11 protein-coding genes and 1 pseudogene are annotated in these 11120 nt (G+C 75.1%); 7 read left to right on the forward strand and 5 right to left on the reverse strand.

The window, feature by feature from the left end; all coding sequences use genetic code 11:
• The 4 genes and pseudogenes from DKT69_RS04940 to DKT69_RS04955 all read left to right on the forward strand — a co-directional run.
• A pseudogene (locus tag DKT69_RS04940) lies at window positions 1–446 on the forward strand (ATPase); the annotation flags it as partial.
• Window positions 443–850 (forward strand): roadblock/LC7 domain-containing protein, encoded by a 408-nt coding sequence (locus tag DKT69_RS04945; RefSeq protein WP_007465177.1) that lies wholly within the window; start codon window positions 443–445, stop codon window positions 848–850. The pseudogene DKT69_RS04940 and the gene DKT69_RS04945, both read left to right, overlap by 4 nt.
• A gap of 66 nt (window positions 851–916) precedes the next feature.
• On the forward strand, window positions 917–1279 hold the full coding sequence (locus tag DKT69_RS04950; protein ID WP_109800404.1) for a DUF742 domain-containing protein: 363 nt from the start codon (window positions 917–919) through the stop codon (window positions 1277–1279).
• Window positions 1260–1883 carry a GTP-binding protein gene (locus DKT69_RS04955; protein ID WP_109800405.1) on the forward strand — a complete coding sequence of 208 codons (624 nt, stop codon included), beginning with the start codon at window positions 1260–1262 and terminating at the stop codon, window positions 1881–1883. The genes DKT69_RS04950 and DKT69_RS04955 overlap by 20 nt, the downstream gene beginning before the upstream one ends.
• Window positions 1884–1903: 20 nt before the next feature.
• On the opposite strand, the gene DKT69_RS04960 is transcribed toward DKT69_RS04955, so the two are convergent.
• Genes DKT69_RS04960 through DKT69_RS04980 form a run of 5 tightly spaced genes read right to left on the reverse strand, consistent with a single transcriptional unit; the run spans window position 1904 to window position 9450 of the window.
• Window positions 1904–2992 carry a uroporphyrinogen-III synthase gene (locus DKT69_RS04960; RefSeq protein WP_109800406.1) on the reverse strand — a complete coding sequence of 363 codons (1089 nt, stop codon included), beginning with the start codon at window positions 2990–2992 and terminating at the stop codon, window positions 1904–1906.
• Entirely contained in the window at window positions 2992–3339 is a 348-nt protein-coding gene (nirD, locus tag DKT69_RS04965; RefSeq protein WP_109800407.1) for a nitrite reductase small subunit NirD, read from the reverse strand. Before nirD ends, DKT69_RS04960 begins: the two co-directional genes overlap by 1 nt.
• The gene (gene nirB / locus DKT69_RS04970; protein ID WP_109800408.1) at window positions 3336–5867 is read right to left on the reverse strand and encodes a nitrite reductase large subunit NirB; all 2532 of its coding nucleotides are present in this window, start codon (window positions 5865–5867) and stop codon (window positions 3336–3338) included. Before nirB ends, nirD begins: the two co-directional genes overlap by 4 nt.
• Window positions 5864–7339 (reverse strand): FAD-dependent oxidoreductase, encoded by a 1476-nt coding sequence (locus DKT69_RS04975; RefSeq protein WP_109800409.1) that lies wholly within the window; start codon window positions 7337–7339, stop codon window positions 5864–5866. The genes nirB and DKT69_RS04975 overlap by 4 nt, the downstream gene beginning before the upstream one ends.
• Window positions 7336–9450, reverse strand: coding sequence for a molybdopterin oxidoreductase family protein (locus tag DKT69_RS04980; RefSeq protein WP_109800410.1), 2115 nt, complete (start codon window positions 9448–9450; stop codon window positions 7336–7338). The genes DKT69_RS04975 and DKT69_RS04980 overlap by 4 nt, the downstream gene beginning before the upstream one ends.
• Window positions 9451–9596: 146 nt before the next feature.
• Between DKT69_RS04980 and DKT69_RS04985 the strand changes: the two genes are divergently transcribed.
• The 3 genes from DKT69_RS04985 to DKT69_RS04995 all read left to right on the forward strand — a co-directional run bounded on the left by DKT69_RS04985 (window position 9597) and on the right by DKT69_RS04995 (window position 10993).
• The gene (locus tag DKT69_RS04985; protein WP_109800411.1) at window positions 9597–10292 is read left to right on the forward strand and encodes a class I SAM-dependent methyltransferase; all 696 of its coding nucleotides are present in this window, start codon (window positions 9597–9599) and stop codon (window positions 10290–10292) included.
• A 160-nt stretch (window positions 10293–10452) separates the two neighbouring features.
• A complete protein-coding gene (locus DKT69_RS04990; protein WP_109800412.1) occupies window positions 10453–10710 on the forward strand; it encodes a DUF6364 family protein in 258 nt (85 codons plus the stop codon).
• Entirely contained in the window at window positions 10700–10993 is a 294-nt protein-coding gene (locus DKT69_RS04995) for a hypothetical protein (RefSeq protein WP_109800413.1), read from the forward strand. Before DKT69_RS04990 ends, DKT69_RS04995 begins: the two co-directional genes overlap by 11 nt.
• Window positions 10994–11120 lie beyond the last annotated feature (127 nt).

An 11120-nucleotide genomic window follows, 5' to 3' on the forward strand; every position in this document is an offset into this window, starting at 1 on the left:
CGTCGCGCCCGCCGCTGCCGGCCCGCACCCCGGGCGCGCAGGCGTCGGGCGTGACGTCGCCCCCGCCGTACACCGCGCCGTCGGCGCCGTCCGTGCCGCCCGCTGCGGCCGTACCCCCGCCCGTGCCACCGGTCGCCGCGCCGGCGTCGGCGCCGCCCGAGGCGGACGCGGGCGCCTGGCGGACGGCGGCCGACGAGGGCTGGTCGCGGGCGACCCGAGCTGCCGAGCCGACCACCGGCGGCACCACCCGCTCCGGTCTGCCGAAGCGGGTGCCGCAGGCCCAGCTCGTCCCCGGCGGCATCGAGCCGAAGGGGGGCCGGTCCCAGAGCCGGCGCACGCCCGATGAAGTACGCGGCCTGCTGTCGGCCTACCACCGCGGTGTGCAGCGGGGTCGGACGGCCGGCGCGGACCTGAACAGCACCTCGATCAAGGAGACGAACCGATGAACAGGCCAGCGGCCATGCAGGACATGGGTTGGCTGCTCACCAACTTCGCCGACAGCGTGGCGGGCATCGCCCACGTGGTGGCGGTGTCCGCGGACGGGCTGCTGCTCGCCTCCTCCCGGGATCTGCCCGGGGACCGGGCGGACCAGCTCGCCGCGATCACCTCCGGCGTGGTGAGCCTGACCGAGGGCGCGGCGCGGATGTTCAGCGCGGGCGGCGTGCTCCAGACCGTGATCGAGATGGACAGCGGATACCTGTTCCTGATGTCGATCAGTGACGGCTCGTCGATGGCGGTGCTCGCGGCGCGCAGCTGCGACGTCGGGCAGGTGGGCTACGAGATGGCGCTGCTGGTGGAGCGGGTGGGTGCGGCCCTGGTGCCGCTGCCCCGGGACGCCGTGCGGTCCTGACCGGAACCCGCGTGACCAGGTGATCCGGAGCCGACCCGGCTCCGTACGGAGGGAGGTGATGGCGATATGGAACCACGGCGGGACCCGCGCGGCGCGCTGGTGCGGCCGTACGCGGTCACCCGGGGCCGTACCGAGCCGCTGCAGAACATCGCCCTGGAGGCGGTGCTGTCCTGCACTGCCACCCAGGTGGCCGAGGCGCGGTTCGCCGGGCACGACAAGTACCGCATCGCGTCGGTCTGCGAGGGCCGGGCGCAGTCACTGGCGGAGATCGCCGCGTACACCCGGATGCCGCTGGGTGTCGCCCGGGTGCTGGTCGCCGACCTGGTGGCCGAGGGCCTGCTGACGCTACACACCGCCGCTCCCGCCGAGGGATTCGAGGAGCGGATGAACCTGCTTGGAAGGGTGCTAAGTGGACTTCGCGAACTATGACCCCGCCGGGGCGCGCCGCAGCCGGGAGATCATCTCCGCGAAGATCGTGGTCGCGGGTGGCTTCGGCGTGGGCAAGACGACCCTGGTCGGAGCGATCTCCGAGATCACTCCGCTGACCACCGAGGCGTTGATGACGGCCGCCGGGGTGGGCATCGACGATCCGTCGAAGGTGCCCGGCAAGGAGACCACCACGGTCGCCATGGACTTCGGCCGGATCACCATGGCCGAGGACCTGATCCTCTACCTCTTCGGCACGCCGGGCCAGACCCGCTTCTGGTTCATGTGGGACGAGATCATCCGGGGGGCGGTGGGTGCGGCGGTGCTCGTCGACACCCGGCGGATCACCGACGCCTTCGCCCCGCTGGACTACTTCGAGAACCGCAATCTGCCGTACGTGGTGGCGCTGAACCGGTTCGACGGCGCGCCGCAGTACGAGGTGGAGGAGGTCCGCGAGGCGCTGGCCATCCCGCCGGACGTGCCGCTGGTGATGTGCGACGCGCGGCAGCGGGAGTCGGTCAAGCAGGTGCTGGTGACGGTCGTCGAGCACGCCATGCTCCGCCTCCAGGCCGAGCACGGCCGCGGCTTCCCGACTCCAGTGGGCTGAGTCCCCCCGGGTGTCCCGGCTCAGTCGACCCGGAGCCGGTAGCCGCGCTTGACGACGGTCTGCACCACGCGCGGGGCGCGCAGGCCGGCCCGCAGCCGGGCCACGGCCATCTCCACCGCGTGCTCGTCGGCGCCCCGGGGGAGCGCCCGCAGCAGGGCGGCCCGCGGCAGCACCCGGCCCGGGGTCCGGGCCAGCGCCCGCAGCACCGCCATCGGGGCCGGGGCCAGCGGGCGCAGTTCCCCGTCGACCACGGCCGCGTGCCCGCGCAGGGTGAGCAGGTGACCGGCGGCCTTCACGGTGACCGTCCGGCGCGGCAGCTCGTCGACGATCGTGCGGACCAGCGCGCCGAGCCGGGCCCGGCTCGGCGCGCTCACCGGCACCCCCCGCCGGACCAGCGGCTCCGCGGTGACCGCGCCGACGCAGCCGGCCAGCACGTCACCGCGGAGCGCCTCCAGCACCGTCTCGGTCCGGTCCCCGGCGGCCCGCAGCAGGGCCTCCGCCGCCGGGGCCGAGGTGAACGTGACCGCGTCCACCAGCCGGTTGGCGACCAGGTCGATCAGCCGGTGCAGCGGCGCCGGGTCGGTCGGCGCGGCCCACCGGTAGACCGGCACCTCGATCACCGTGGCCCCGGCATCCTCCAGCGCGGCGGTGCACTCCGGCTGCCGGTCGCCGTGCAGCTGCATGGCGATGACCTGCCCGGCCACGCCGCGCCGGCGCAGGTGCTCCACCACCTCCTCGCAGCTCTCCGAGGCCGGCGACCACTGGTCGTGCAGGCCGGCGGCCCGGATCGCGCCGCGCGCCTTGGGCCCGCGGGCCACCACGTACGACTCGGCGAGCACCGAGCGCAGCGGTTCGGCCAGCCCCCAGCCCTCGGCCGCCTCCAGCCAGCCGCGCATCCCGATGCCGGTGTTCGCCATCAGGATGTCCGGCGGCCGGTCGAGGCAGGCCCGGGTGGCCTCGCGCAGGTCGGTGTCGTCGGCCAGCGGCACGATCCGCAGTGCCGGGGCGAGCACCACCCGGGCGCCCCGCCGCTGGAGCAGCGCGGCCAACTCGTCCCGCCGCCGGTCCGCGGTGACCCCGATCGTGAAGCCGGCCAGTTCGTCGGCCATCACTCCTCCTGTCGCAACCGCACCTCGACCATCCCGTCCCGGCAGCGCGCCCGGTGCCGCCGCAGCGTCACCTCCGGCAGGTCCAGGCAACGCCCGGTCCGCAGGTCGTAGACCTGCTTGTGCAGCGGGGAGGCGAGCGTCGGCACGCCGCCGCGGCTGCCCACGATGCCCCGGGACATCACGTACGCGCCGCCGACCGGGTCGAGGTTGTCGACCGCGTACAGTTCGCCGCCGGTGCGGAAGAGCGCCACCTGCACGCCGTCGACCAGCGCGGCGACACCCCGGTCGGGGTCCAGCCGGTCGAGCGGGCAGACCGCCGTCCAGTCCAGCGTGCTCGTCGGGTTCATCGGCGTACCTCCGGAAGGCCGAGCGCGACCGGCTGGCGGCGGCGGTCCGCGCCGGCCGCCGGCGGGGCCCCGCGCGCCGGTACGGGTTGGCCGCGTTCCACGGCGAAGGTGATGGACGGGTCGGGCACGTCCGGGGCGTTGACGAAGGAGGTGAACCGGCGCAGCCGGTCCGGGTCGTCGAGGACGTCCCGCCACTCGTCGGAGTAGGACGCCACGTGCCGGGCCATCGCCGCGTCGAGGTCGGCGCAGAGCCCGAGGGAGTCGTCCACGATGACCGCGCGCAGGTGGTCGAGGCCGCCCTCCATCGCCTCGATCCAGGCTGCGGTGCGTTGCAGCCGGTCGGCGGTGCGGATGTAATACATCAGGAATCTATCGATCAGCGGAATCAGCGCTTCTGTGGATAGGTCAGTGGCGAAGAGGTCGGCGTGCCGGGGCCGGAAGCCGCCGTTGCCGCCGACGTAGAGGTTCCAGCCGGTCTCGGTGGCGATGATCCCGAAGTCCTTGCTGCGCGCCTCGGCGCACTCCCGGGCGCAGCCGGAGACCGCCGACTTGATCTTGTGCGGGGCACGCAGGCCCCGGTAGCGCAGCTCCAGGGCGATGGCCAGCCCGACCGAGTCCTGCACCCCGTACCGGCACCAGGTCTCGCCGACGCAGGACTTCACCGTGCGCAGCGCCTTGCCGTACGCGTGGCCGGACTCGAAGCCGGCGTCGACCAGCCGGCGCCAGATCTGCGGCAGCTGGTCGACCCGGGCCCCGAACAGGTCGATCCGCTGACCACCGGTGATCTTCGTGTAGAGCCCGAAGTCCCGGGCCACCTCGCCGATCACGATGAGCTTCTCCGGGGTGATCTCGCCGCCGGGGATCCGGGGCACCACCGAGTAGCTGCCGTCGCGTTGCAGGTTGGCCAGGAAGTGGTCGTTGGTGTCCTGCAACGACGCCTGCTCGCCGTCGAGCACGTGCCCGGTGCCCAACGAGGCGAGGATCGAGGCCACCACCGGCTTGCAGATGTCGCAGCCGCGCCCCCGCCCGTGCTCGGCGATGAGCTGCGAGAAGGTGCGGATGCCCCGCACCTGGACGATCTCGAACAGCTCCTGCCGGCTGGCGTCGAAGTGCTCGCAGAGGGCCGTCGACTGCTGCACCCCGGCCGCGTCGAGGAGCTGCTTCAGCATCGGTACGCAGGAGCCGCAGCTCGTGCCGGCCCGGGTGCACGCCTTCAGCGCGGGCACGTCCGCGCAGCCGTCGGCGATCGCCGCGTCGATCTGCTCGCGGGTCACCGCGTTGCAGGAGCAGACCTGCGCCGCGCCGGGCAGCGCGGCCACCCCGCCGCCGGTCTCGCCGGCCGGGGCCAGCAGCGCCAGCGGGGGAGCGGGCAGCGGCCCGCCGACGCTGGCCCGCAGCGTCGGGTAGGCGGTCGCGTCCCCGACCAGCACGCCGCCGAGCAGCGTCCGCGCGTCGTCGGAGAGGACCAGCTTCGCGTACGACCGGGTGGCCGGGTCGGTGAAGGTGACGTCGAGGCAGCCCGGGGTGGTGCCGTGCGCGTCGCCGAACGACGCCACGTCCACGCCCAGCAGCTTGAGCTTGGTGGCGGTGTCCGCCCCGGGGAAGGTGGCCGCCCCGCCCAGCAGCCGGTCGGCGACCACCTCCGCCGTCGCGTACCCGGGGGCGACCAGGCCGTGGCAGGTGCCGTCCACGGCGGCGCACTCGCCCACCGCCCAGATCCACTCGTCCTCCGTCCGGCACGTCGCGTCGACCAGCACCCCGCCGCGCGGGCCGACCGCCAGCCCGGCCGTCCGGGCCAGCTCGTCGCGGGGCCGGATGCCGGCGGCGACGACGACCAGGTCGGCGTCGACCGTGCCGCCGTCGGAGAGCTCCAGCGCCGCGACCGCGCCGTCCGGGCCGGGGCGGAGCGCGGTGGTGGCCACCCCGAGATGGGTGGTGACGCCCAGCTCCTCGACGTAGCGGCGGAGCATCGCGCCGCCCGCCTCGTCCACCTGGACCGGCATCAGCCGGGGCGCGAACTCGACGACGCTGGTCGCCAGGCCGAGCAGCCGCAGCGCGTTCGCCGCCTCCAGGCCGAGCAGGCCGCCGCCGATCACCGCGCCGGTCCGCCGCCCCGCGGCGTGCGCCCGGATCGCCGCCAGGTCGTCCAGCGTCCGGTAGACGAAGACCCCCGGCAGGTCCGTGCCGTCGACCGGCGGCACGAAGGCGGACGACCCGGTGGCCAGCACCAGCGCGTCGTACGGATGCTCGCCGGCCGCCGTGGTCACCACCCGCCGCGCCCGGTCGACCCCGGTGGCCGGCTCGCCGAGGCGCAGCGTCACGCCGTCGTCGGGGGTGTGCAGGTTCAACTCCTCGGCGCTCACCCCGTCGAAGAAGGCCGAGAGCCGCACCCGGTCGTACGCGGGCCGAGGCTCCTCGGCGAGCACCGTCACCCGCCAGCGCCGGTCGTGGTCCCGGGCGCGCAGCGCCTCGACGAAGCGCTGCCCCACCATGCCGTTGCCGATGACGACCAGATCGCCGCCACTCATCGCGTCACCTCCATCGCCTCGCGGTCCCATCCCGTCACCTCCGCCGGTTCGGCGCCGGCGAGCCAGTCGACGATGCCGGCGAGGGCGTCCCGGCAGCCGCCGCAGCCGGTGCCGGCCCGGGTCGCCCCGGACAGCGCGTCGACCGTCCGGGCACCGGACCGCCAGCAGGCCACCAGCGTCCCCTTGCTGACGTCGTTGCACTGGCAGACCGTGGCCACGTCCGGCATCAGCGCGGGGGACGCGGCGGGCGCGGCCGGCACCGCGCCGAAGGCCCGGCCGAGCAGCAGCGACCGGCGGTCCGCCGGCACCGGGGCGCCCCGGTCGAACAGCTGCACCACGGTGCCGACCGCCGGGTTGTCGCCGAGCAGGATCGCCCCGGTCAGCCGCTCGTCGCGGATCCGCAGCCGGGCGTACGTCCCCCGGGCCGGGTCGGCGAAGGTCAGTTCCTCCACCGGCTCGCCGGTCCCCGGGCCGTCGGTGGCGTCGCCCATCGCGGCCAGGTCGATGCCGGCGGCCTTGAGCCGGGTCACCACCGGCCGGGGCCGGTAGCGGGCCAGCGGGTCGTCCCCGGCCAGCACCTGCGCCACCACCCGGGCCTGCGCCCAGGCCGGGGCGACCAGTCCGGTCAGCGCGCCGTCGTGCTGGGCGCAGTCGCCGATCGCCGAGATCCGCCGGTCGCTGGTCCGCATCCGGTCGTCCACCACCACGCCGCGCTCGACGGTCAGTCCGGCCGCGGCGGCGAGGGCGGTGTCGGGGCGTACCCCGCAGGAGAGGACCAGCAGGTCGGCGGTGAGGGACCGGCCGTCGGCGAGGTCGAGGCGGACTCCGTCGGCGTCCGCGGCCACCCCGGTCGCCGACACCGCCAGCACGGTGCGCACGCCGAGTCCGGCGAGGGTGCCGACGAGCACCGCGCCGGCGGTCGGGTCGAGCTGCCGTTCCATCAGGTGGCCCATGGGGTGCACCACCGTCACGTCCAGCCCCCGGGCGGTGAGCCCGCGGGCCGCCTCCAGCCCGAGCAGGCCGCCGCCGAGCACCAGGGCGCTCCGGGCGCCCTCGGCGGCGGCGAGGATGCGCCGGCAGTCGTCCAGCGTGCGGAACGGCACCACCCGCTCGGGCAGCGGGTCGAGGCCGGGCAGCGGCGGCACCAGGGCCCGGCTGCCGGTGGCGAGGACCAGGTGGTCGTAGCCGTACCGGTCGCCGTCGTCGGTGTGCACCTCGCGGGCGGCCCGGTCGATCGCGGTGACCGCCACTCCGGTCCGCACGTCCACGCCCTGCCCGGCGACCTCGGCCAGCTCCACCTCCGGCTCGGCGATCTTCCCGGCCAGCAGGGTGGAGAGCATGATCCGGTTGTACGCCCGGTGCGGCTCCGCCCCGAGCACGGTGACCTTGTGGTCCCCGCCCCGGGCGTGCACCTCGGCGGCGAGCCGGGACCCGGCCATCCCGTACCCGACGACGACCACCCGCTGACTCACGACTCGACCCTTTCGACGCGGACGGCGCAGATCTTGAATTCGGGCATCCCGGAGACCGGATCGACCGCGTCGTTGGTGACCGAGTTGGCGCGGGCGGCGCCGGCCCAGTGGAACGGCGCGAAGACGGTGTCCGGCCGGATCGTGGGGCTGACCCGGGCGGGGGCGCGCAGCTCGCCCCGGCGGGAGACGACCCGCACCTCCTCGCCGTCGGTGACGCCGAGCCGGGCGGCCAGGTCCGGGTGCAGCTCGACGAAGGCGCCGGGTGCGGCCCGGCGCAGCGCGGCGACCCGCCGGGTCTGGGTGCCGGACTGGTACTGGGCCAGCACCCGCCCGGTGGTGAAGTGCAGCGGGTAGTCGGCGCAGACCTCCTCGGCGGCCGGCCGGTGGGTCACCGGGTGGAACCGGGCCCGCCCGTCCGGGGTGGGGAACCGGTCGGCGAAGAGCCGGGGGGTGTCCGGGCCGTCCGGGTCGGGGCAGGGCCAGAAGACGCCGCTCGCGGCGTCGATCCGGTCCCAGGTCACGCCGGCGTAGTCCGCCGGCCCGCCGGCCGAGGCCCGCCGCAGCTCGGTGAAGACCGTCCGCGGGTCGGTCGGGAAGTCGACCGGTGCGTCGAGCCGGGTGGCGAGGCCGGCGAGGACCGCCAGGTCGGTGCGGACGCCGGGGGGCGGTTCGCGCAGCGCGCGGCGGCGGAGCACCCGGCCCTCCAGGTTGGTCATCGTGCCGTCCTCCTCGGCCCACTGCGCGACCGGCAGCACCACGTCGGCCAGGGCGGCCGTCTCCGAGCGCAGGAAGTCGGCGACGACCAGCAGGTCCAGGTCGCGCAGCCGGGACTCGATCCGGGCCGCCCGGGGCGCCGACACCACCGGGTTGGAGCCGAAGACCAGCAGCGCCCTGGGGCCGTCGGCCGTGCCGAGCGAGTCCAGCAGCCGGTACGCCGGCACCCCCGGCCCGGGCAGGTCGTCGGCCGGTACGCCCCAGACCCCCGCCACGTGCGCCCGGGCCGCCGGGTCGTCGATCTTCCGGTAGCCGGGGAGCTGGTCGGCCTTCTGCCCGTGCTCGCGGCCGCCCTGGCCGTTGCCCTGCCCGGTGAGGCAGCCGTACCCGGAGCCGGGGCGGCCGGGCAGGCCGAGGGCGAGCGCCAGGTTGACGAAGGCGGTGACGGTGTCGACGCCCTTGGCGTGCTGCTCGGCGCCCCGGGCGGTGAGGATGATCGCGCTGCCGGCGGTGGCGAGCGCCCGGGCGGTCGCCTCCAGGTCGGCCACCGGCACCCCGGAGAGCCGTTCCACCTCCGCCGGCCAGTAGCCGGCCACCGTGCGGCGGACGGCGTCGAAGCCGGTGGTGCGGGTGGCCAGGTACTCGCGGTCGAGCCAGCCCTCGGTGAGCGCGATGTGCAGCAGCGCGTTGGCGACCGCCAGGTCGGTGCCGGGGAGCGGTTGCAGGTGCAGGTCGGCCTGGCGGGCGGTCGCGGTCACCCGGGGGTCGATCACGATCAGCCGCCCGCCGCGTTGCCGCTGGTCGGTGAGGTGGCGCAGCAGCGGCGGCATGGTCTCCGCCGGGTTGGCGCCGACCAGCAGCAGGGTCTCCGCCCGGGCGAGGTCTTCGAGGGGGAAGGGGAGTCCCCGGTCGACGCCGAACGCCCGGATGCCGGCGGCCGCCGCGGAGGACATGCACCAGCGGCCGTTGTAGTCGATGTGCCGGGTCCGCAGCGCCACCCGGGCGAACTTGCCGAGCGCGTACGCCTTCTCGTTGGTCAGCCCGCCGCCGCCGAAGACCGCGACGGCGTCCCGGCCGTGTCCGCTCTGGACGGTGCGGATGCCGGCGGCGACCCGGTCCAGCGCCTCGTCCCAGCTCGCCGGGCGCTGCTCGCCGGTAACCGGGTCGCGCACCAGGGGGGTGGTGAGCCGTTCGGGGTGGTCCAGCAGTTCGGCGGCGGTCCAGCCCTTCTGGCAGAGCCCGCCGCGATTGGTGGGGAACTGCCGGGGGAGCACCTCGGTCCGCCCGTCGGTCTCGCGCAGCGTCATCCCGCACTGGAGCGCGCAGTACGGGCAGTGGGTGGCCGCCTCCCGGGATGTCGCCCCCGGTCGCGTCGCCACCCGTGCACCGTCTGTCATGTCGGCAAAGCGTGCCGCCGGGCGGTTTCCGGTCCGGGTCCCTTCTGTTTCGGTCCTGTCAAGAGCGCCTCACACCGCACGGGGTCACCGGGCCGGACCTCCGGGTTTAGAATGTGAGACAAAAATCCTGCATCTTGGGAGACCGGATGACCGTGGCGGACGCGTTCGACGCCGTGGCGGGGACGTACGACGAGGCCCGGCGACGGCTGGTGCCCTGCTTCGACGCCTTCTACGGGACCGCCGTCGAGGTCGCCGCCCCGCCGCTGCGGGCGGCGCTGGCGGCGGGACGTACCCCGGAGGTGCTGGACCTGGGCGCGGGCAGCGGCCTGCTCTCCCTGCTCCTCTCCGCCGCCGTGCCGGAGGTCCGGCTGACCCTGGTCGACGCCGCGCCCGCGATGCTCGCCGTCGCCACCGACCAGCTCCGCGCCCGGGGCGTGTCGCACCGGGTGGTCCGGGCGGACCTGGCCGACCCGCTGCCGCCCGGCCGGTACGACGCCGTGGTCTCCGCGCTCGCCATCCACCACCTGGCCGACGCCGACAAGCGGGCCCTCTACCGCCGGGTCGCGGCGGCGCTCGTCCCCGGCGGGGTGTTCGTCAACGCCGAGCAGGTGGCCGGCCCGACGCCGGCTCTCGACCGCCGCTACGACGAGGTCTGGACCGCGCGGATCACGGAGCTGGGCTCGGACGCCGAGGAGATCGCCGCCGCCCGGGAGCGGATGCGGCACGACCGGCCGGCCACGGTGGCCGACCAGTGCGGCTGGCTGGCCGAGGCGGGGCTGGTCGACGTGGACTGCTTCTTCAAGGAGTGGCGCTTCGCCGTGTTCGGCGGCCGGGCGGCCTGACCGCGTGGATGCCTCGTTGCTATCCGGAGCCGGCTCCGGATACGCTGACGTGCCCGGCGGCGATTCGCCGGGAATGTCGGTGGTGGGCGTTCTGGCGTCCCCGGCCGAGGGGCGCCGACCGGGATGACCAGCGGTCATACCAGCCGGTAATCTCTCCGGCATGACTGCCAAGGTGACACTCTCGTTCTCCGACGAGACGATCGAGGAGGCGCGCCGGTTCGCCAAGCGGGAGGGGCTGTCGCTCTCCGCCTGGATGGACCAGGCCGCCCGGGAGAAGGCGCTGCGCGAGGTCTTCACCGCGCACGCCGCCGCCGTCGGTCGCGCCGGCCTGGATCTGGAGTCCGACGCCCTCGCCGACGCCCACGAGGTCGCCCTGGTCGACGACGTGCTCTTCGGCGGACGCCCGCGTGCTGCGTAGGGGGGAGGTCTGGCGCATCGAGGGCGCCCGGGAACGGCTCGGGCTGGTGATCAGCTCCGACGTCTACAACTCCACCGACGTGCCCATCGTGATCGTCGTCGAGGTGGTCGACGAGTCGCTGCTGCGGGACTCGCCCCTCGCGGTGACGATGGGCCGCTGGGTGGTGATGCCCGACCGGCTCTCCTCACCGATGAAGAAGTGGTTCACCGAGTGCGTCGACGTGGCCGACACCGAGACCATGCAGCGGGTCGGCCGGGCGCTGCGCATCCTCCAGGAGATCTGACCGGCTCACCACCGGTCCGGGGCGGACGTGCGATCCCCGTTTCCGGAACGACCCCCGACGGGCACCGCCGGGAAACCGCCCGTTCCTAGGGTCCTCCTCGTCGCATCGACGAGGAGGACCCTAGGAA

Source organism: Micromonospora sicca (assembly GCF_003172935.1).
GTDB classification, from domain to species: domain Bacteria; phylum Actinomycetota; class Actinomycetes; order Mycobacteriales; family Micromonosporaceae; genus Micromonospora; species Micromonospora sicca.